Below are 19,525 nucleotides of genomic sequence, written 5' to 3' on the forward strand. Positions count from 1 at the left end.
CCTCGCCCGCTTAATCCGAGCCGTCGGTCCGCCTGCTCGCGTGGCGAAGTCTCTCGCGGCTGTTGGACAGGTGCATCCGCATCGCCGCGCGGGCGCTCTCCGCATCGTGCCGGGCGATCGCATCGAGGATCGCCTCGTGCTCACGGTTCACGATGGACAGATAGACTTCAGGATCTTCGTGCGCGATGCTCGCCGAGTCGACGCGCTCGCGCGGGATCAACGCCGTCCCAAGCTGCGTGAGGATATCGACGAAATAACGGTTGCCCGTGGCGCGTGCGATTGAAATATGAAACTGCAAGTCGGGCTGGACGCTTTCCGGGCCGCCTTTGCGCGAGGCCGTCAGCGCATCGAGCGCCGCGCGAATGCGCGCGATGTCGTCGGGCTGCGCGCGCTGGGCGGCGAGCCCCGCGCATTCGGTTTCGAGGCTGATGCGCAGCTCCAGGATCGCCAGTACGTCGCGCAGCGTCGTGCCCGGCGCGACGTCCAGGCCGAGCCCTTTGCCCGTCGTTTCGAGTACGAAGCTGCCGATGCCATGCCGCGTTTCGATCATCTTGGCCGCTTGCAGCCTCGAGATCGCTTCGCGGATGACGGTACGGCTGACGTTCATCGTTTCCATCAGCTGCGATTCGGTCGGCAGCTTGTCGCCTGGCTTCAGCGCGCTCGATTCGATCTGCTCGGTCAGTCGATTGACGACGAACTCGGCCAGATTGCGGGCGCGACGGGGTGCGGCGGCGGCGGAAGACGGCGCTGACATCGGTGGACCTCTTCGGAACAGCTTATAGGGAAAACGTCGTCCATTATAACGAGGGGGGCGAATGTCGTCTGACAACCGCCCCCCGCGCCTACGCTTTTATTTTGCTATTCGAAATTTACCGACTCAACCCAGTTAGGGTTCTTCCCAGTCGCCACGCGGGTAACGGCCGTCAGCGCTCCCGTCTTGGCGTCGATGCGGTAGACCGTGAGGTGGTCTGACAACTGACCGACGGCGAACAGATAGCGCCCCGAGGGATCGATGCCGAACCCGCGCGGTTGCTTCTCGGTCGGCCACGTGCCGAAGCGCGTGAGCTTGCCGGTCGAGGCATCGACGCGATATCCGCCGAGCGTGCTCGAGGTGCGCTCCGAGATGTACACGAATTTGCCGTCCGGCGTCTGGTGAACATCGGCGCCCCACGGCTTCGCCTGCTTGTCGAAGTCGGACGGCAGAATCGAGATCGTCTGAATGGGCTTCGCCTTGTCCATCGACGGATTGAAGGCGAGCACGTGCAGCTTGCCGTCGAGTTCGTCGATCAAATAGACGAAGCGGCCGTTGTTCGAGAACACGAAGTGGCGCGGGCCCGATTTCGCCGGCAGCGAATAGGCGGGTGCCGCGTCTTCGACGAGCATGCCGCGCTCGGTGTCGAGCTTGAGCCGAAGCCATGCGTCGGCGCCGAGCACGGAAGCGAACGCATACTGATTGTCGGGCGCCGTGCGAATCGAGTGGGCCATCGGTCCGGTCGGCACTGTCTGCTGGGCGGCTTGCGCGATGCCGTTGGCGTCGATGCGGCTCAACGAAAGCATGTTCCCACCGTAAGAGGCCGCGAGCAGGTAGCGGCCCGTCGCGTCCGTCGAGATGTAGGCCATGCTTTCCGGCAGCGATGCGTCGCCGAGCGGCAGCAGGTGGCCGTCGAGCGGATTGATGGCGAGCGTGGCGGCGCGATACGGCTTGGAGCGCAGGCCGACATAAAGGCGATGATGGTTCGGCGAGAGCGCGAGCGGCATGGCGGTGCCGCCGACGTTCAGCGTCTGGATCGGCGAAAGCGCGCCGCTGGCATCGTCGAGGCTGTACGCCGAAATGTCCTGACTATCGGCGTTCGAGACATAGACGTAGGTGCGCGAGGCGTGCGCGGCCGAGAACAACGTCGAGGCGGCGAGGCCGACTAGCGCGGTGCGGAGGATGCGGGTTGCCGCGGAGCGGCGGGTCGGGCGTCGGCCGAGCGGATGGCGGTTCACGAGGTCTCCTTTGTTAGTGGGGTGGGCCGCTTGACTATCAAGTCGTCCTACCTCAGTTGTTTCCGGAAGCTGGCGCTCGTGATAATACATCGTATGACTCGTCGCAAGTTATTCCGTTTCGCTCTCTACGCCGCATGCGGTGCTGTCAGCGAATTTACAGGGAAAAGGCTGTATTTTCTAAATACAATGGATCGCCTGTAAGCACTGCGCGGATAGTGCGCTCTACAGGGTTTACCTTGTACTGACGAATTACAAAAGATAGACTGTTATATCAATTAACAGGGAACAGCCTGTGCTCGGCTGCCGAGGTAATCGCCATGGACTTTCCCATCACCACGCTGGCTCAGCTACGTCCGATTCTTCTAGGGTTCCGCAAGTCAGCGGGATTGACGCAGGCTAAGATGGCCAGCCGCCTTGGCGTGACGCAGCAAACCTACGCGCAACTCGAAGCCAATCCAGCGTCGGCCAGCTTCGAGCGCTTGTTCCGCGTCTTGCGCGTGCTGAACGTCGACCTGGTGCTCAGCCCTAGAGCGGCTCGCTCTGGCGAGCCGACCGCCCATCAACCGCGCACCCCTGAGCCGGGTGGGCTCGAAAACGATCGGGAGAATTGGTAGCAATGGCACGCCGCACGCGCGCAAATCGTCTTGACTTATGGATTAACGGCCTGCCGGTCGGCCACTGGGAAAGCACGTACGGCGGTGAACGGTTCCGATATCGGCCCGACTGGATCGAGAATCCGCAAGGGCGCCCCCTTTCCTTGTCCTTGCCGTTCACGCCCGGCAACCAGCCGTATCACGGGGCGATCGTTCAGAGCTATTTCGACAATCTTCTTCCGGACAGCGAGCAGATCCGTCGCCGTATCGCCACGCGATACAAGGCCGACGGCACGTCGGCATTTCAACTGTTGGCCAAACTGGGCCGCGACTGCGTGGGAGCGATCCAGATGCTGCCTTCCGAGGAGGTGCCGGAAGATGTGCGGACGATCCAAGGGCGTGCGCTGACCGAGAGCGACATCGCGCATCTGTTGCGCGATACCACTGCGGCTCCTATTCCGGGCGCGCACGAGTTCGTCGACGATCTCCGCCTCTCGATCGCCGGCGCGCAGGAGAAAACGGCACTACTTTGGCATCAAGGTCGTTGGCTCCTTCCTGTCGGTAGCACCCCGACGACGCACATTTTGAAACTGCCGCTCGGCCTCGTCGGCAACATGCAGGCCGACATGCGGACGTCGGTCGAGAACGAATGGCTTTGCTCCAAGATCGTTGCCGCGTATGGCTTGCCCATTGCCCGGTGCGAGATTCAACGATTCGAAGACCAGAAAGTGCTCGTCGTCGAACGGTTTGATCGCAGGCTCTCGAACGATAAAACGTGGTTTCTTCGGCTGCCGCAAGAAGACATGTGTCAGGCGACGGGTACGTCCGCGAATCGCAAGTACGAATCGGAAGGCGGCCCCGGCATCGACAAGATAATGGCCGTGCTTTCCGGCTCCGATCGTGCCGACGTGGACACGCGAAATTTCTTTCAGGCCCAACTGGTTTTCTGGCTGCTTGCTGCCATCGACGGGCACGCGAAGAACTTCAGCATTGCCTTGCTTGCCGGCGATCGCTACTACCGGGCGACCCCGCTCTATGACGTGCTGTCGGCCCATCCGATCATCGGCAAAGGGAAGAACCAATTGTCCCCGCAGAGGGCCAGACTGGCAATGGCCGTTCGCAGCAAGAACAGCCACTATGCGATCGAACAGATTCAGCGCCGCCACTGGCTCGCCCAGGGCGAGCGCGTCGGTTTCGCCGCCAAGGAAGTCGAGGACATGATGGCTATGCTGCACGCCCGAACAGAGTCCGTCATCGACGAGGTCGCCGCTCTCTTGCCGCGCGAGTTTCCGATGGACGTCGCCGACACGATTTTCGCCGGCATGCGCCGTCAGTGCCAGATGTTTGTCGCCGCGTGAGTCCCACGGGCTCAAACGTGCATCATGGGGCGACGGAGCATCGGTCCGGTGTCGTTCAACTCGATTGGGACCACGGGGCCGCCGGTACGACGAAGTGGAATACCGCCCCGCGGTGCTCGCCGGCCGTCGCCCACAAACGTCCGTCGTGGGCCTCGATGATCGAACGGCAGATCGATAGCCCCATCCCGAGCCCGCCCGGCTTCGTCGAGTAGAACGGCGCGAAGATGCGGTCCATCAGCGAGGGGGGCAGGCCAGGCCCCGAGTCCTGCACCGAGACCCGCACCCCGCTCGGCTCCGCGTGAGCGGTCGTGATCCGCAACTCTCGCGGCTCCGGCGGCTCGTCCGGCCCTTGCACCTCGCCGGCCATCGCCTGCAGCGCATTGACGATCAGGTTCAGCAGCACCTGCTGGAGTTGTACGCGATCGGCCTGGACGAGCGGCAAGTCCTCGGCGAGCGACATCCGCAAGGTGGCACCGGAGCTCGAAATCTCGCCGCGCGTCAACGCCAGCACCTCCCGGACCGCTTCGTTGATGTCCACCGCAACCTTGGTCATCGGCGCTTTCTTGACGAGATCGCGGATCCGACCGATGACGTCGGCTGCCCGGCTGCCTTGCTTACCGATCCGGTAGAGCGCCTGCCGGACTTCCTCCAGCTCGGGCGGCTCGTGAGCCAGCCAATTGAGCGCCGCTCGCGCATCGGTGACGATCGCCGCGATCGGCTGGTTCACTTCATGGGCAATTGCGGCGCTCAGCTCGCCGAGCGCCGTCACGCGCGTGACATGCGCGAGCTCGGCTCGAGCGTTATGCAGTTCCTGGGCCGCCTTTCGCAAGTCGGTGACGTCCATTACGGCGCCGATGAATTCGAGACCCCCTTCGTCGTCTCGCACCGCATGCGCCACGGCTCGAACGTCCTTCACGCGGCCGTCCGGCATGAGCAGCCGATGGTCGACTTCCCAATCCTTGCTCTCACGCGCGACGCCTTTCAGGAACTGCCGCAGAAAGTTTCGATCGTCGGGATGCGTGCGCTCGAGGGCGAGCTCGACGCTGGGCTTCAGCGTCGGATCGCATTCGAAGATCCTGAACGTTTCCGCGGACCAGACGAGCTCCCCTTTAGTCGCTCGCCAGCCGAAGCTCCCGGTGCGGCTCAGCCGTTGCGCTTCGGCCAGATACATCTCGCTTTGCCGCAGCGCATCTTCCGTCCGTCTTCGCTCGGTGATGTCTTCGCAAGCGACCAGCACGAGAAAGCCGTTCGCCCGCTTCACGGCCTTGGCGTTTTCACGCACCCAGAGCACGGTGCCGTTCTTTCGAATTTTGCGGACTTCCCAACTGTGCGGCCGCCCCGGATTCTCGAGGCAGACAGCCATGTTCCGCAGCACGAAGGGGCGATCTTCGTCGAGGAAGACGCCGAGGACGGGCTTGCCGACGAGTTCGCTCACTTCATAGCCGAGCTGCGCGGCGCCGAACGCATTGACGGAAATGACGACGCCCTTGTCGTCGACCATGAAATACATGACCGGGTTGTGCTCGAACACCTCCCGCCAATGGGCCTCGCTCTCGCGCAACGCATCTTCGGCGCGCTTGCGATCGTCCACTTTTTGTCCCTCCCCCACGGGGCCCGAGGCAAGGCGAGCGCCAGCGCGACGCGCCGCGGCAGGCCTCGCTCTTTTCAAAGCCCTATACGGGCAATCCTAACGCCATACGTCAGTATGATGTGCGCCGGGCCGCTCGGGGATTACGCTTAGGCTTCAAAGACTTCCGACGCGCGAGGCGACCCCCGCCGTCCGTCAACCGAACTCGTTTATGCACTCCGTCCGAACTATCTCGATTGTCGACGACGACGAGGCCTCGCGGTACGCGATCGCGAGCCTCGTGCGCTCGCTCGGCTGGTCGGCGACGGTCTTCGAATCCGCCGAGCAGTACCTGCGGTCGGTGTCCCAACAAGCTGACGCCGCCGAGTCGACATGTCTTATTTCGGACATCAAGATGCCGGGGATGTCGGGGATCGAGATGCACGACCGTTTAACGGCTAGCGGGCAGGCGCCGCCGACGATTTTCGTGACCGCATTCGCCACTGATTCGCTGCGCGAGCAGATCGCGGCGCGCGGCGCATTGGCGCTGCTGGAAAAACCCGTCGACGCCGAAGCGCTCGCGCACTATCTGACCCTTGCCACGGGTGCCGCCACGGGAGATCGCTGAGTGTTGGCGCCGATGCAGCCGCGCGAAGCGGCCTGAGCGGCCGAGAGCGGCAGCTTGCGCCACCGTTTCGCGCGCAAGCTAAGACGTCCGCGTCCGATGGGGTTCGACGCCGAGTGCTTCCGCCTTTCGGACCAAATCGGGCACTGAGCGCGCCGCCATCTTTTTCATGACCTGTCCGCGGTGAATCTTGACGGTGATCTCGCTGAGGTTCATCTGCGCGGCGATTTGCTTGTTCATCAGACCGGCGATGACGAACTCCATGACTTCGCGTTCCCGCGGAGTCAACGACTCGTAGGCAGTGCGCAGCGATGCGACGGACCGCTCGGCCGCTATCCGTTCGCCGTCGCGCGCGAGCGCTTCCGTGACGGCGTCGAGCATGTCCTGATCGCGAAACGGCTTCGGAAAGAAATTGAGGGCGCCAGCGCGCATCGCCTTGACGGACATTTCGATGTCGCCGTAGCCCGTCATGAACAGCACGGGAATGTGCAGTCCGGCGCGGGCCATATCCTGCTGAAACGCAAGCCCGCTCTCGCCGCGAAGCCTGACGTCGAGGATGAGACAGCTCGGCACGTTCGCTTTCGGAAAAGAGAGGAACTCGCGCACCGATCCGAACGCTTCGACCGAAAGGCCCACCGAGCGCAGCAGATTGCTCAACGCCAGTCGCATCGATTCCTCGTCGTCCACGATATAGACGACGGGTGTTTCGGTACCGGTCTTCATCGAAGAAGGGGACTGAGCGGAAACCATGCACGCTCCTCGTAAACCCCCGCAAGGCGTGCAGCGCTTCGCCGCGAGGGGGAAACCCATTATAGGCCTGCTGCGGCGCCGCAAGAATTGGGCGAAGCCCCAGGCGCCGCGCGAAGAGAACCGGGCCTACGCGCTGTGGGGTGACGGACTGGCAATCATACTTGTGTATGACCCGTTCAAACCAGTGTGGGTAAGCGGCGTCTTCTTGCATGTTTGTCGTGGCGCGCGTGCGAGCGTACTTTTCAGTCTATGGCGCGACGGCGCTTTGAAGCCCACTGCGGACGAACGATGTTTCGATTCGGACGTGCGCGGTAGGTATGGTTCCCTCAACGCATTCCCGGTGATCCACTATGTCACTCAGGCCAGATCGATCTCGTGCGCGGCATCGGCTGATCGGACGGCCGTCCTTGCGCGCATCGCTCCCATGGCGGCGGCCTTCGCGGCAGCACGCCATGCGTTTGGCCTCATGGCCCGGTCACTGCATGTTGCGCACGGGACGCGACGCAGCTCGCGTGTTCAAACTCTCCAGCGAGCAGGGCGGTTGAGGTAAGCACGCTCGTTCGCCGGTCTTCAGCACCTCGATACCCCATTCCCTCGCGGCTGTGCGAGCTTGCCCTCGCGCGGCCGCGCGCGCGTCGGCGATCCATACGTTGCGTTCCGTTCGTTGCCAGCACGCAGGCTCTCCCCTGCGGGTCTCTTCGCTCAAACCGAGTGCCGACGATGGCGCTTAACTAGCTTCATTAGCGAGTTGCGCAAAAAAGAAAGGCCGCGCTCAACTGGAGAAAGCGCAGCCAAAAGGGGAATAGCAGGTGAGTGAAGCGGGGAATATGCGTTCAGGCGCTGTCTGGTGTTCTCCCTCGCGTTCGTTTGCTTCGATCGATCACAGCAACGTGATCGCCCTCAAATCCACGGTACGACGATAGACGTTCTTACCGAGCCACGGCACGTATGTGTATTCGTCGTAGGCGTTGCTGCCGATGAAAATCCAATTGCTCAGCCGGAACATCTCGTCTCTCTCCAATGTGTTGTCGCCTAGGTCGCAATTGCCTTCGACGTGGATACAAGATTAGTGGCTGAGCGGCGCCGGCACTATCGTACATGTGGACGCACAGAAGGCTCATAAGCATGACGGAGTCATACGACTGTATGGTGGGCGGTGCGATCGCAGCTCGCTCGTTCCGTGATGCTCAATGCTCGAGCACCCGCTCCACGCGCTTGTCGGGCACGAGCCAGATGGCCGCGGTGAGCGCATAGAGCGAGACGGACGCGGCAGGCAGATAGAAGGCGGATGCAATGCCGAGCAGATACAGGACGACGGAAATCGCCCCTTTCACGTCGCGTCCGACCGCACGCGCGAGGGGCGACTCGGGACCGTGAATCCGCAGCAGTGCGCGAGTCAGCATGAAGTAGGCGATGGCCGACATCACGAGGATGGCCCCGTATAGCGCCGTCGGCCACGGCGCGAGATGGCTGTTGCCGATCCAATGGGTGACCGCGGGCAGCAGCGACAGCCAGAACAGCAAATGGAGGTTGGCCCACATGACGAGGCCGTCGACACGCTGGACGAGATGGAACATGTGGTGGTGATTGTTCCAATAGATGCCGACATAGATGAAGCTGAGCACGTAGGCGAAGAACACCGGGGCGACAGGCTTCAACGCATCGAGATCGAATCCATGGGGCACATGAATCTCGAGCACCATGATCGTGATGATGATCGCGATGACCCCGTCGCTGAATGCTTCAATGCGTCCCTTTCCCATCGTTCGGCTCCTGATCAAACGCTCAATCGCCGCTGGCTGCATCGACGATTGCGATCAGCAATCCGATCAGCAACGCGGCGGCGGATGCAAGGAACCATCGCACCGTCTTCCGGTACTCGGGAACCTCATCGTCCTCGACGCGCAGCGAGCGGAACAACGCGAAGATCTGCAAGCAGACGGCGATGACCAATGGCAGCGCCGCCAATATTGAACGCAGTGTCCAGCGGCCGCTGGTTTCAAAGCCCCAGAATCGCCAGAACGCCAGCGAAAAGCCCAGCAAAACCGTGATGGCGGTGATGATGCCCTGGCGGTATCCGGGTGGCACGATCCTGGGCGCAGGCCGTGTCTTCGGCGTGACGGGCGTTGGTTCAGCGTCGTTGTGCGCGTCGGTCATCGGGCGGTCCCTCCTGCTTCCTTGCTCGGCAGCATGTCGGATAAGAAGCGATTGTATGTTCTCCGCCGTGTCGGGCGATGCAGAATCGAACGGTCATCGAACGGTCTGCTCGTCACGCCGAAGGAATGGCGTTGGCCGAAGGGCGATACCGATCAAACGAAGCCTAACGAAGCCGAGCGGCTAGCGGTAGTAAAACGGTAATACTGCGAGCCTATAAAGGTTCTCCAACTCTCGTCGTGCAAGGAGTTGAGCGCTGCGCGGCTGCGCGGCTTCCACGTACTTGGAGAAGGAGGAACTAACGATGCCCATCGAGCCATTGTTTCTGGTCGGCGCCGACAATAACGCCAAGCCCGAAGATCAAAAGAACTTGAAAGACACCGCGGACAAGTTCTGCGAGTTCGTCAAGGCAACGAAGAGCACCCTGCATATCGCGGCGTATCACTTCAAGTTCTTCGGCGATGTCGCAGAGCAGATTCGAGAAGCGCTGACAGCAGTCGCCGCACACGCCGAAGTCAAGATCGCGTACTTCGACGAGCCCAAGCGCACCAACTCCGCTCATCGTCGACTCTATGGGGGCGACCAGAGCGGTCCGTCCGTCTTCGAGGGCTACGAACGCACGCACGTGCAATTGAAAGCCATTCAGTCCATCGACATCCACGATCTACCGGAAGGCGTCGAGCCGGCGCCCATCGAAGGCGATGGCGCGCTCATGCACAGCAAGTACATGATTCGCGACGACAAGGACGTCTGGATGGGCACGGCCAACTTCACCGAAGACGGTTGGGGCTTGCAAGACAACAATGTCTTGATCTTCACCGGCGCGAGTGAACTGGCGCACTACTACACGACCGATTTCGACGAGCTTTGGCAATACGGCCGCATTGCCGGCACGGGCAAGAACGATCACGGACAGTTGACGATATCGGGCGATAGCCTCGAGGTCGATTTCTCGCCGGGCGACGGCCCTTCGATCGACGAGCGCATTGCCGAATTGATCGGTACGGCGAAACAAAGCGTTTCGGTTGCCTCGATGGACATTTCGTCGGCCCTCGTCCTGCAGGCGCTCGTCGATGCGATCGGCAAGGGCATTGCAGTCAGCGGCGTCTATGACGGGCCGCAGATGGCAGGCGTCGAGAAAGCGTGGGCGCACGGCAATGGCTCGTCGCAAAAGGCCCAATTGTGGCAGCAGGTGAAAGCGAAACTCGTCGCGAAGAACTCACGCAAGTTCAATCCGAGCGCCGCCAATGCTTTTTACAACTTCATGCATAACAAGACCTTGGTCGTCGACAAGAAAGTAATTCACACCGGCAGCTTCAACTTCTCGAGCAACGCGCGCCGTAATGCGGAAAACGTCGTCAATCTGACCGATCCGAAGCTCGGTGCCGAGTTCGATCAGTACATCGCGGGGCTCGTCGAGCGGTATCGTGCTCATTGATGGGGCATCGGGCCCGCCGTCGCCACAGGCCTTGTAGTCCCTCGGCACGGGCGGGCCCGCGGGCCCCGGTAGCTCGCCCGTTTGCTACTTCGCATTGGCCGCACTGGCAGGCGGTGGGCGGGCGATAGGATCGTTCGTCGGCTGTTTCGGTCGGTGGACCGGCATATTGTCGGGATTATGCGCATTCGCACCGCTTGCTGGCGGCTGCGGCGGCTTGACCATCGATGCGCTATCGTCCCCGGGCGCCTGTTCGGCCACGGCGGTCACGACGGCCGCCGCGCACATCCCGGCGAGCACCGCGGCGGGTCCAATGTGTCTGAGGCTGATCGATTTCATCGCGTTGTGCTCCCTGGCGGCAACCCCGCCGTTGCGTTCGCATGCGAGAGATGATTCGATCAAGAGCAAGCAACCCGCGCGCCGGGCTTCAGGGCGCCGGCGCGCACGGTGCTTACATCACTGGCCGCCGCCGTACATATCGAGCAGCATTAGTGTGACGCCGTTCGTCCATCCGAAGCCGTCCTGCAGCGGATATTCGCCTCCGCCACCACCGCCAACGCCTGCGCCTTCCACCACGTATTTCTCGACGAGTTTTTGCTGCGTCGAGTAGACATTTTCGATGTCGGCGAGAAAGCGTGTGCCAATGAGCCGCGCAAGGTCGCTGCGCCCGTATTTCGTCAGGCCCTTGACCGCGATCCAGTGCAGCGGCGCCCAGCCGTTCGGGGCATCCCATTGCTGTCCCGTGTTGTAGAGCGATGTCACAAGACCACCTGGCCGCAACAGCAAGTTCTGGACGCTTTGCGCGGTTTTAGCCGCACGCTCCGGGTAAGCCACCCCCGCCATCAGCGGGTACAGCATGGCTGGTGTCTGGTTGTCGCGCGGTGTGCCGAGCCGCCAGTCGTAGTCCCCGTAATACCCCTTGCTGTTCCAGAGATACCGGTTGATGCCGATCGCGCGCTTCGCCGCGTGCTCGATGAACCGCGCCACACACCCGAAGTCGCGCGCGACCGTGCAGCCGTGCGCGATCGTCGTTTCGAGGTGGAACAACAGGCTGTTCAGATCGACCGGGATGATCGACGTCGTACGCACCGTGTACAGATGCTGGTTGTCGCCGAACCACCGCGAGCTGAAATCCCAGCCGCTCTCGGCCGTCGCGCGCAGATCGCGGTAGACCTCGTTGGCCGGCCGGTCCGTTACCTGCTGCGCCGTCTGGACGTCTTCGAGATACGACTCGTCGCGCGGCGTGTCGAGCTCGTCCCAGTATCGGTTCAGGACCGTTCCGTCCTTCAGCACGACGACGTTGCGCGTCGCGCTGCCGCGCGGCGTGCTGCTCTCGCCCTGCATCCAGTACGCGTATTCCTTACGCAGCGCCGGAAGATACTTCTGGTAGACGCTCTTGCCTTCCTTCTGGGCGGCGAGCTCGACCATGTACGAGAAGAACGGAGGCTGCGAGCGGCTCAGGTAGTAGGTGCGATTGCCGTTCGGAATGTGGCCGAACGTGTTGATCAGGTAGGCGAAGTTGTCGAGCATGTCGTCGACGAGATCCTCGTGCCCTGACTCCTGCAGGCCGAGCATCGTGAAGTAGGTGTCCCAATAGTAGCCTTCGCGGAACCGCCCTCCCGGCACGACGTAGGGCTTCGGCAACGGGATGAGCGAGCTGTAATCGGGCGCGGTCGTCGTCGTGCGCGTGAGGCCGGTCCATAGCCAATCGATGTGCTCGCGCAGCGTCTGGCCCGCGGGCGGCGTGATGCTCTGATCGGGCGGCGGCGTGAAGTATTGGTTCACGAACGCCTGCAGCGAGAAGCCGGGCTGATTCTTTTGCGACTCGTAGAGCTCGACGATCGTCGCGGGATCGGTATTCGGCGTCGAATCGACGAACGTCTTCTGATCGGGGAATATCTGCGCGGTCTGAACGGCGACGAAGAGATCGCCATAGAGAACGTCCGGCGGCGGCGGCAACGTGCCGCCGACCTGCGTGTCGGCGAAGCAGGTCGCGGAGGCGAACGCAAGCGCCGTGACGCAGGCGACGCCGGCCGTCGCTAAGGTGCGGCGCGTCGAGGGATATCGGTGACGTGCCGACGAAAACGGCGAAAACGACGACAAGCGAACGGCGGGGAAGGGCGCTGCGCAATTGACCGGCTGGGGTTCGTGGAATTCGATTGCCGGCACAGCATCGGGACGAGATTGTGATGGGATGCTCATGTTTCCTCCGTTGGAAGACTGAACACTTCACAGGTCTCGTTCGCGCCGGGTCATAGGGCTGCGGTCTCGCTGGGAGCCGGCATTTAGTGGGGCACTATCCGCGTGCGGAAAACTTTCGTCTCCTTACGAGACGAGAGTATGCATTGTTGCGATCAGAAGAGGAATGGATGCCGTCTGATGACGGCGGCGGGCAGCATGCTCGAAGGTTGCTTAGCAGAGTTTGCCCGCGGTCGAAATGCGAAGTGAATCGTGTACCGGCTGCCTACCCGCGGCGCTGGCCGCGCGCTGCGCGCCGGCGCTGCACAACTGGAGGGCCACGATGGAGAAGTTATTCCCGCCTGAGGGATCCGCCGAACGCTACGAGCACAATGGTTACTTGATTGTCGCCGAGGCAACGCAAGTCGAGCGCGGGCAGTGGCTCCCGCGCATTAGTGTGACGCGCGACGGCGAGCCCGTGCCGCTCGAGGCGCCGGAGACAGTGGAACCTTATTGGGCTACCCGCGAAGAAGCGATTCGAGATGGGCTCGAACGTGCGCGGCATCTGCTGGACCTTCGCGATCGCGTGCCGCTCGACGCGCGCAATCCGGCCAGGGGACATTGAGGGCGGCGCCGACGAATACGGCCAAGAGGCTGCGATGGGTCGAGCGGTTGAGCCGTTCGTCGTTGAGGATCGGGAAGCTGTGCGGCGATTACGTGCGTGCGGCTACGGCATCGGGCGATCCCGGCGCCGCGCCGTGCCGAGATCGCTCGTTAGATTTGAGCACTACGACGAAGGATTAATGCATCTGCCTCTTGAAGTCGGAAAGCTCGTCGTGTATCGAGGTCACCGCTTGCCTGACGCTGCCGTCCAGGCTACCAGCCTGCTGGCACGCTTGCTCGGCGCGATCGCCTAGCAGCTCCATATCGTCGACGCATTGGCGAATGCGATCCTCATCCTGAGAGCTCATCGCTCCCTGGGCTGACTGGCATTCCCTGTCCAGTTCGTCCATACAATCCATCAGGTCCTGGGGAACCGACTGATTTGAATGAAGGGTCCGCGACGCCTCGCTGATCGTTTGCTGCAAATGGCTGAAGCGCTTTTGGATTTCATTGGTCTGCAACATGATGAACGCCTCCTTGAACCTATTCAGTCGACGCCATCCGCTGACATCAGACGCGAACCGGCACCGGCCTTGGACAGGCGTCGAAACGGCCGTCAACGGATGGTCTCTTTCAGTCTAGGTGACGTCGGCCGGCAGGGCGGGGCGTAATTGTTTCGTTTGGTATCCGTGGTTGTTGAAACGTCTGCGGGATGGTTGCTGCCATCGATGTCGAAGTTCGCTTGGCGGCGAATCGATACGAAACTTTACAAATTGCCTGCCACGCGGCGCTCGGAGGATTGTCGTAGTGTTATGAGCGTGAGAGTCTTTACCCGTCGATTCCCTTTGCGTGCATTGGCTGTTGCTTCTGTCGCAGGCCTGTTGAGCGCCTGTGCGGCGTATTCCGGTGACTACGCAGGCTATGAACAACCTGGCTACGGGTATGGCTATGGCTATGGGCCGCCTCCGCCTTATTACGAGCCGTACACGTATTTTGGTTTCGGCGGCTTTGGTGGTTCCGGCGATTGGGATCGTGGCGAGGAACGGCATCGCTGGCATGACCACGACCATTGGCGCGACAGGGATGGGGATGGACACCGCCCCGGCGGACAGGGAGGCCGCGGCCCGGTGACTGCCGGCCCGCCAGCCGCAGCGCCCCCGCACATGCCTCCGCGCCCCGCGCCAATCGCGCCTGCGCCAAGCCCTCGGGGCGCACCGCCGGAAGCGCCGAGGGAACGCGGCAGCAATCATTGACCGGACGGTACGCCCGATAGACTGTTACTAGCCGTGCGCAAGTTGCCAGCGACGGAGCAGTCGGTTCAGGGCCCAAACCAGCACAGCAGCGACGATGAAGGATGCAACGATGATGACGAGTAGCCCGATCGTCTCTACATCATCGGCGTTCTTTACGGTATCGATGCCCAGCTTGCGCATGACGAACGCAATGGACGCCGGTAGCGGGGGAAATTCGTAGGGCAGGCCGCTGACGTACCGCGAAAGGACGCCGCCGATCACAATGGTTACCAGCACGTTGGCGCTGTAGCGGACGAGCTTCATTTGGACGTGCGGGCCAGATGCATTGTCGGGGCTTGGAAGGAGCGACCCGCAATGGTGGCACCTGGGCCGCTCCGCCGGCAATAATCCGACCTGTCTGCCTGTCAGCCTTGACAGGCGTCGAACGTGCGACGTTTCTTCGTCTCTTACCCGAAGGACGACCCGCACAAGGCGGCCGACTACCGCGACCCGCCGCCGTGACCGCCTCCGCCCCCGGCTCCGCCGTTGCCGCCTCCGCCCGAACCGCCGCCGCCGTGACCGCCTGCGCCGCCGGAACTGCCTCCGCCGTGACCGCCAGCGCCCGCACCGCCGGCACCGCCAGCGCCGGCACCACCAGCGGCACCGCCAGCGGCACCACCGGCGGCACCACCGGCGGCACCAGCGGCACCGCCAGCGGCACCACCGGCGGCACCACCGGCACCACCAGCGGCACCACCAGCGGCACCACCAGCGGCACCACCAGCGGCACCACCAGCGCCCGCACCGCCGGCGCCCGCACCGCCAGCGCCCGCACCGCCAGCGCCGGCACCACCAGCGGCACCACCAGCGCCCGCACCGCCAGCACCGGCACCGCCAGCACCCGCACCGCCAGCACCCGCACCGCCAGCACCCGCACCGCCGCTTGAGCCGTGGCCGCCTGCACCCGCGCCCGACGAACCGCCGCCTGCTCCAGAACTGCCTGCTCCGGAACTACCTGCGCTCGAACCGCCAGCGCTCGAACCGCCAGCGCTCGAACCGCCAGCGCTCGAACCGCCAGCGCTCGAACCGCCAGCGCTCGAACCGCCAGCGCTCGAACCGCCAGCGCTCGAACCGCCAGCGCTCGAACCGCCCGAGCTAGAACCGCCCGAGCTAGAACCGCCCGAGCTAGAACCGCCCGAGCTAGAACCGCCAGCGCCGGAATTGCCAGCGCCGGAACTGCCAGCGCCGGAACTGCCAGCGCCGGAACTGCCAGCGCCGGAACTGCCAGCGCCGGAACTGCCAGCGCCAGAACTGCCAGCGCCGGAACCGCCTGCGCCGGAACTCCCAGCGCCGTGACCGCCTGTGCCCGCGCTCGGACCAGCGGCGCTCGGACCGGCGGCGCTCGGACCGGCGGCGCTCGGACCGGCCGCACTCGGACCAGCCGCGCTCGGACCAGCTGCGCTCGGACCAGCTGCGCTCGGACCAGCTGCGCTCGGACCAGCTGCGCTCGGACCAGCCGCGCTCGGACCAGCTGCGCTCGGACCAGCTGCGCTCGGACCAGCTGCGCTCGGACCAGCCGCGCTCGGACCAGCGGCACTCGGACCAGCTGCACTCGGACCAGCTGCACTCGGACCACCCGAAGTTGGACCGGCTGCGCCCGAACCTCCCTCGCCTAAAGCAGCTCCGCTATAACCGGCTGAAGGCCGTCCTTCATTCAGCTGCGGTGAAGGAGGACTTTGAGATGGTGCGCTCGGGTGATTGAGCGAAGCGGACACGCGCGGGGCGAGGTTAGGTCTGCCAATTGCATTTCCCTGCGTTGGAGGCGACGGTGATCTCGCCAGATCGTCGGGCGAAGACGCTTGCTGCCTTGGCAGCGCGGGCCGCGTGATCTCGGGCGCATGCCGCACGATCGTTTTCGCGTGCGGCGCCGGATGACGGCGATTCTGTGTGGCTGTGGCGGTAGAGGGTGCTCGCTCAGGCGCTCGCGTAACGGACTGCGGCGCAGCAGAATCCGGAGCAGGTTCAGCGCGATGAACGGGCGGGGCGGAAGACACAGGCGGCGGGGCGACCTCGGCACTTTCAACCGCGGTTCCGCGAGCGGGAGGCGCTGGTGGTTGCGCGATCTGACCGGACCACGTATGTGGCGCTGACGACCTGAGTCCGATGATGCCGAGCGCCTGGTCACTGCCGAACCGATCGCCATACGCGATGACACCCATCACCCCGACAACCAGTGCGCTTGCTGCCGCAACCTGAAGCCCAAGACGTTTGCGCCGCACAGGCGGCCCAGCCTTGACGTCTGCATCCGAGCTATCTGGACTGTAATCGTAGTGCGCAAACTCGTTGTGCCTGAACGGTACAAAACGCTTTGTATCGTTTCGTCTGATCCTTTCATTCGCTACATTCATCTGCCGTCTCCTTGCGGAGTGCTCATTGGAATGAGCCGCGGGACCGCCCTGCGAGCTCGAGCCCCTGGTCCGCCCACGGCAATGGAGAGCGGTTATGAGCCTATGCTAAGCCTCAGCTGGGAAAACGCTCGCCATCTTCGTGGCCGATGTGGACGGGTGGCCTGAGTCGCCGTCCGGCGTGCTTTTGCGGGAGGGTCCACACTTGGCGACGACACGATGCAGGTGACGCATTCGCCATGCCTGCCGGGCCCGTGCAAGCGAATGCTCGAGCTGACAAATTGAGAGTGGTTGGAAGCCCCGACGCCGGAAAAACTTCTGATCGAACCCTTCTTGAATTCCCCGGATCCCGTCCATATAATTAGCACTCGCTGCACGTGAGTGCTAACAAGTTCCGCCCGGTTCGCTGGGCGGGTCTACCTCAGCGTCCTTCAGTCTCAATCAGAGAGGAGTATGTATGAACCTTCGTCCTTTGCACGATCGCGTCATCGTGAAGCGTTTGGATCAGGAAACCAAGACCGCCTCGGGCATCGTGATTCCTGACGCCGCGGCCGAGAAGCCGGATCAAGGCGAAGTGCTCGCGATCGGGCCGGGCAAGCGCAACGACAAAGGCGACCAAATCGCGCTCGACGTCAAGGTTGGCGATCGTGTGCTCTTCGGCAAGTACGCTGGCCAGACCGTGAAGGTCGAGGGCCAGGAACTGCTCGTGATGCGCGAAGAAGACATCATGGCGGTCGTCCAGAAGTAATTCAGGTTCGTATTCCACAAAGATTTCAAGGAGTTAGAAGATGGCAGCTAAAGACGTCGTATTCGGCGACAGCGCTCGTGCCAAGATGGTCGAAGGCGTGAACATTCTGGCCAACGCAGTGAAGGTCACGCTGGGCCCGAAGGGCCGCAATGTCGTCCTCGAGCGCAGCTTCGGCGGCCCGACCGTCACGAAGGATGGCGTGTCGGTCGCGAAGGAAATCGAACTCGAAGACAAGCTCCAGAACATGGGCGCGCAGATGGTGAAGGAAGTCGCGTCCAAGACGAGCGATAACGCCGGTGACGGCACGACGACGGCGACGGTGCTCGCGCAGTCGATCGTCCGCGAAGGCATGAAGTACGTCGCGTCGGGCATGAACCCGATGGACCTGAAGCGCGGTATCGACAAGGCCGTGACGGCCGCTGTCGAAGAGCTCCGCAAGATCAGCAAGCCCTGCACGACGAGCAAGGAAATCGCGCAAGTCGGCGCAATCTCGGCGAACAGCGACGAATCGATTGGTTCGCGCATCGCTGAAGCGATGGACAAGGTCGGCAAGGAAGGCGTGATCACGGTCGAAGACGGCAAGTCGCTCGCGGACGAGCTCGAAGTCGTCGAAGGCATGCAGTTCGATCGCGGCTACCTCTCGCCGTACTTCATCAACAACCCGGACAAGCAAGTCGCCGTTCTCGAGAACCCGTTCGTGCTGCTGCACGACAAGAAGGTCTCGAACATCCGCGATCTGCTGCCGGTGCTCGAGCAAGTCGCGAAGGCCGGCCGCCCGCTCCTCATCATCGCTGAGGACGTCGAAGGCGAAGCGCTCGCAACGCTCGTCGTCAACAACATCCGCGGCATCCTGAAGACCGTTGCGGTCAAGGCGCCTGGCTTCGGCGATCGTCGCAAGGCGATGCTCGAAGACATCGCGATCCTGACGGGCGGCCAAGTGATCGCCGAAGAAACGGGCCTGACGCTCGAAAAGGCGACGCTGCAAGAGCTCGGTCAAGCGAAGCGCATCGAAGTGGCGAAGGAAAACACCACGATCATCGACGGTGCGGGCGACGCGAAGAACATCGAAGCGCGCGTGAAGCAAATTCGCACGCAAATCGAAGAAGCGACGTCGGACTACGACCGCGAAAAGCTCCAAGAGCGTGTCGCGAAGCTGGCTGGCGGCGTGGCCGTCATCAAGGTCGGTGCGGCAACCGAAGTCGAAATGAAGGAAAAGAAGGCACGTGTCGAAGACGCGCTGCACGCTACGCGTGCCGCCGTTGAAGAAGGCATCGTTCCTGGCGGCGGCGTTGCGCTGATCCGCGCTCGCACGGCGATCGACGGCCTGAAGGGCGCGAACGCAGACCAAGACGCCGGCATCAAGATCGTGCTGCGCGCGATGGAAGAGCCGCTGCGTCAGATCGTGACGAACGGCGGCCTGGAGCCGGGTGTCGTCGTGGCGGCCGTTGCCGACGGCAAGGGCAACTACGGCTTCAATGCCGCAACGGAAGAGTACGGCGACCTCGTCGAGGCCGGCGTGGTCGACCCGACGAAGGTCACCCGCACGGCGCTGCAAAACGCGGCTTCGGTGGCGGGTCTGCTGCTCACGACCGACGCCGCTGTCGCCGAGCTGCCGAAGAAGGAAGCCGCTGGTCCCGCTGGTATGCCCGGCGGCATGGGCGGCATGGGCATGGACATGTAATCGGCGTAGCCGACTACCCATGCCGGGGTGCGCCGCAAGGCGCATCCCTCAAAACGACCCCGCAGCGATGCGGGGTTTTTTTTCGCCTCTCGTTAGCCAAAACGTTGGCCGTTCGGTCGATTGAGGCGTTCCCGCCAGCCCGGCAGCATCTCCGTGTCGAAGTTCGATGGAGGATGTCGTGGCTCAATGTCTCGCAGCATTAAGGAA

18 protein-coding genes and 2 pseudogenes are annotated in these 19,525 nt (G+C 63.0%); 8 read left to right on the forward strand and 12 right to left on the reverse strand.

The genetic code is table 11. The features are described from left to right. Positions 1–10: 10 nt before the first annotated feature. Positions 11–754, reverse strand: a complete 744-nt coding sequence (locus AB4Y31_RS02300; protein WP_368672529.1) for a FadR/GntR family transcriptional regulator — start codon at positions 752–754, stop codon at positions 11–13. 104 nt (positions 755–858) lie between these two features. After that, positions 859–1,989: a lactonase family protein gene (locus AB4Y31_RS02305; protein WP_368672530.1), complete on the reverse strand. Its 1,131-nt coding sequence runs from the start codon at positions 1,987–1,989 to the stop codon at positions 859–861. A 317-nt stretch (positions 1,990–2,306) separates the two neighbouring features. Here AB4Y31_RS02305 and AB4Y31_RS02310 point away from each other — a divergent pair. Continuing rightward, a pseudogene (locus AB4Y31_RS02310) lies at positions 2,307–2,513 on the forward strand (helix-turn-helix transcriptional regulator); the annotation flags it as partial. A 92-nt stretch (positions 2,514–2,605) separates the two neighbouring features. Then, positions 2,606–3,940: a type II toxin-antitoxin system HipA family toxin gene (locus tag AB4Y31_RS02315; protein WP_368672531.1), complete on the forward strand. Its 1,335-nt coding sequence runs from the start codon at positions 2,606–2,608 to the stop codon at positions 3,938–3,940. 55 nt (positions 3,941–3,995) lie between these two features. Here the strand turns inward: AB4Y31_RS02315 and AB4Y31_RS02320 are convergent, their stop codons facing one another. Further along, on the reverse strand, positions 3,996–5,531 hold the full coding sequence (locus AB4Y31_RS02320) for a PAS domain S-box protein (protein WP_368672532.1): 1,536 nt from the start codon (positions 5,529–5,531) through the stop codon (positions 3,996–3,998). A 208-nt stretch (positions 5,532–5,739) separates the two neighbouring features. On the opposite strand from AB4Y31_RS02320, the gene AB4Y31_RS02325 reads away from it, so the two are divergent. Beyond that, positions 5,740–6,135: a response regulator transcription factor gene (locus AB4Y31_RS02325; protein WP_018442397.1), complete on the forward strand. Its 396-nt coding sequence runs from the start codon at positions 5,740–5,742 to the stop codon at positions 6,133–6,135. Positions 6,136–6,213: 78 nt separating this feature from the next. Here AB4Y31_RS02325 and AB4Y31_RS02330 read toward each other — a convergent pair whose 3' ends face one another. The 4 genes from AB4Y31_RS02330 to AB4Y31_RS02345 all read right to left on the reverse strand — a co-directional run bounded on the left by AB4Y31_RS02330 (position 6,214) and on the right by AB4Y31_RS02345 (position 9,039). Beyond that, positions 6,214–6,882, reverse strand: coding sequence for a response regulator transcription factor (locus AB4Y31_RS02330; RefSeq protein WP_020566397.1), 669 nt, complete (start codon positions 6,880–6,882; stop codon positions 6,214–6,216). 880 nt (positions 6,883–7,762) lie between these two features. Beyond that, a complete protein-coding gene (locus AB4Y31_RS02335) occupies positions 7,763–7,888 on the reverse strand; it encodes a hypothetical protein (protein ID WP_018442394.1) in 126 nt (41 codons plus the stop codon). Between the two features lie 181 nt (positions 7,889–8,069). Beyond that, complete coding sequence (locus tag AB4Y31_RS02340) at positions 8,070–8,645, reverse strand: TMEM175 family protein (RefSeq protein ID WP_018442393.1); 576 nt, start codon at positions 8,643–8,645, stop codon at positions 8,070–8,072. A 22-nt stretch (positions 8,646–8,667) separates the two neighbouring features. Then, positions 8,668–9,039 carry a hypothetical protein gene (locus AB4Y31_RS02345; RefSeq protein ID WP_368672533.1) on the reverse strand — a complete coding sequence of 124 codons (372 nt, stop codon included), beginning with the start codon at positions 9,037–9,039 and terminating at the stop codon, positions 8,668–8,670. A 301-nt stretch (positions 9,040–9,340) separates the two neighbouring features. Between AB4Y31_RS02345 and AB4Y31_RS02350 the strand changes: the two genes are divergently transcribed. Next, positions 9,341–10,474: a phospholipase D-like domain-containing protein gene (locus tag AB4Y31_RS02350; RefSeq protein WP_368672534.1), complete on the forward strand. Its 1,134-nt coding sequence runs from the start codon at positions 9,341–9,343 to the stop codon at positions 10,472–10,474. Positions 10,475–10,558: 84 nt separating this feature from the next. Here AB4Y31_RS02350 and AB4Y31_RS02355 read toward each other — a convergent pair whose 3' ends face one another. After that, positions 10,559–10,810 (reverse strand): hypothetical protein, encoded by a 252-nt coding sequence (locus tag AB4Y31_RS02355; protein WP_368672535.1) that lies wholly within the window; start codon positions 10,808–10,810, stop codon positions 10,559–10,561. Between the two features lie 117 nt (positions 10,811–10,927). Then, positions 10,928–12,673, reverse strand: coding sequence for an alpha,alpha-trehalase TreA (treA, locus tag AB4Y31_RS02360; protein ID WP_368672536.1), 1,746 nt, complete (start codon positions 12,671–12,673; stop codon positions 10,928–10,930). Between the two features lie 319 nt (positions 12,674–12,992). On the opposite strand from treA, the gene AB4Y31_RS02365 reads away from it, so the two are divergent. Then, complete coding sequence (locus tag AB4Y31_RS02365; RefSeq protein ID WP_368672537.1) at positions 12,993–13,274, forward strand: DUF6566 family protein; 282 nt, start codon at positions 12,993–12,995, stop codon at positions 13,272–13,274. A 175-nt stretch (positions 13,275–13,449) separates the two neighbouring features. On the opposite strand, the gene AB4Y31_RS02370 is transcribed toward AB4Y31_RS02365, so the two are convergent. Beyond that, positions 13,450–13,776: a hypothetical protein gene (locus AB4Y31_RS02370; protein WP_026229987.1), complete on the reverse strand. Its 327-nt coding sequence runs from the start codon at positions 13,774–13,776 to the stop codon at positions 13,450–13,452. A 756-nt stretch (positions 13,777–14,532) separates the two neighbouring features. Continuing rightward, positions 14,533–14,808, reverse strand: coding sequence for a hypothetical protein (locus AB4Y31_RS02375; protein ID WP_368673477.1), 276 nt, complete (start codon positions 14,806–14,808; stop codon positions 14,533–14,535). A 284-nt stretch (positions 14,809–15,092) separates the two neighbouring features. Between AB4Y31_RS02375 and AB4Y31_RS02380 the strand changes: the two genes are divergently transcribed. After that, positions 15,093–15,431: a hypothetical protein gene (locus AB4Y31_RS02380; RefSeq protein ID WP_368673478.1), complete on the forward strand. Its 339-nt coding sequence runs from the start codon at positions 15,093–15,095 to the stop codon at positions 15,429–15,431. Between the two features lie 503 nt (positions 15,432–15,934). Here the strand turns inward: AB4Y31_RS02380 and AB4Y31_RS02385 are convergent. Beyond that, positions 15,935–16,120: pseudogene (locus AB4Y31_RS02385) on the reverse strand (pentapeptide repeat-containing protein); the annotation flags it as partial. Between the two features lie 1,226 nt (positions 16,121–17,346). Here AB4Y31_RS02385 and groES point away from each other — a divergent pair. Both groES and groL read left to right on the forward strand, forming a co-directional pair. Next, positions 17,347–17,637: a co-chaperone GroES gene (groES, locus tag AB4Y31_RS02390; RefSeq protein WP_018442381.1), complete on the forward strand. Its 291-nt coding sequence runs from the start codon at positions 17,347–17,349 to the stop codon at positions 17,635–17,637. 40 nt (positions 17,638–17,677) lie between these two features. Further along, positions 17,678–19,318 carry a chaperonin GroEL gene (groL, locus tag AB4Y31_RS02395; protein WP_018442380.1) on the forward strand — a complete coding sequence of 547 codons (1,641 nt, stop codon included), beginning with the start codon at positions 17,678–17,680 and terminating at the stop codon, positions 19,316–19,318. Positions 19,319–19,525 lie beyond the last annotated feature (207 nt).

The sequence above is a fragment of the Trinickia sp. EG282A genome (assembly GCF_040965455.1).
Classification (GTDB): domain Bacteria; phylum Pseudomonadota; class Gammaproteobacteria; order Burkholderiales; family Burkholderiaceae; genus Trinickia; species Trinickia symbiotica.

What these genes read in the sequence shown, in the direction of transcription:
- AB4Y31_RS02375 (WP_368673477.1), bottom strand. Translation starts at nt 14,808, where the DNA reads ATGAAGCTCGTCCGCTACAGCGCCAACGTGCTGGTAACCATTGTGATC.
- AB4Y31_RS02340 (WP_018442393.1), bottom strand. Translation starts at nt 8,645, where the DNA reads ATGGGAAAGGGACGCATTGAAGCATTCAGCGACGGGGTCATCGCGATC.
- AB4Y31_RS02315 (WP_368672531.1), top strand. Translation starts at nt 2,606, where the DNA reads ATGGCACGCCGCACGCGCGCAAATCGTCTTGACTTATGGATTAACGGC.
- AB4Y31_RS02350 (WP_368672534.1), top strand. Translation starts at nt 9,341, where the DNA reads ATGCCCATCGAGCCATTGTTTCTGGTCGGCGCCGACAATAACGCCAAG.
- AB4Y31_RS02345 (WP_368672533.1), bottom strand. Translation starts at nt 9,039, where the DNA reads ATGACCGACGCGCACAACGACGCTGAACCAACGCCCGTCACGCCGAAG.
- AB4Y31_RS02330 (WP_020566397.1), bottom strand. Translation starts at nt 6,882, where the DNA reads ATGGTTTCCGCTCAGTCCCCTTCTTCGATGAAGACCGGTACCGAAACA.
- groL (WP_018442380.1), top strand. Translation starts at nt 17,678, where the DNA reads ATGGCAGCTAAAGACGTCGTATTCGGCGACAGCGCTCGTGCCAAGATG.
- AB4Y31_RS02325 (WP_018442397.1), top strand. Translation starts at nt 5,740, where the DNA reads ATGCACTCCGTCCGAACTATCTCGATTGTCGACGACGACGAGGCCTCG.
- treA (WP_368672536.1), bottom strand. Translation starts at nt 12,673, where the DNA reads ATGAGCATCCCATCACAATCTCGTCCCGATGCTGTGCCGGCAATCGAA.
- AB4Y31_RS02370 (WP_026229987.1), bottom strand. Translation starts at nt 13,776, where the DNA reads ATGTTGCAGACCAATGAAATCCAAAAGCGCTTCAGCCATTTGCAGCAA.
- groES (WP_018442381.1), top strand. Translation starts at nt 17,347, where the DNA reads ATGAACCTTCGTCCTTTGCACGATCGCGTCATCGTGAAGCGTTTGGAT.
- AB4Y31_RS02335 (WP_018442394.1), bottom strand. Translation starts at nt 7,888, where the DNA reads ATGTTCCGGCTGAGCAATTGGATTTTCATCGGCAGCAACGCCTACGAC.
- AB4Y31_RS02365 (WP_368672537.1), top strand. Translation starts at nt 12,993, where the DNA reads ATGGAGAAGTTATTCCCGCCTGAGGGATCCGCCGAACGCTACGAGCAC.
- AB4Y31_RS02355 (WP_368672535.1), bottom strand. Translation starts at nt 10,810, where the DNA reads ATGAAATCGATCAGCCTCAGACACATTGGACCCGCCGCGGTGCTCGCC.
- AB4Y31_RS02300 (WP_368672529.1), bottom strand. Translation starts at nt 754, where the DNA reads ATGTCAGCGCCGTCTTCCGCCGCCGCCGCACCCCGTCGCGCCCGCAAT.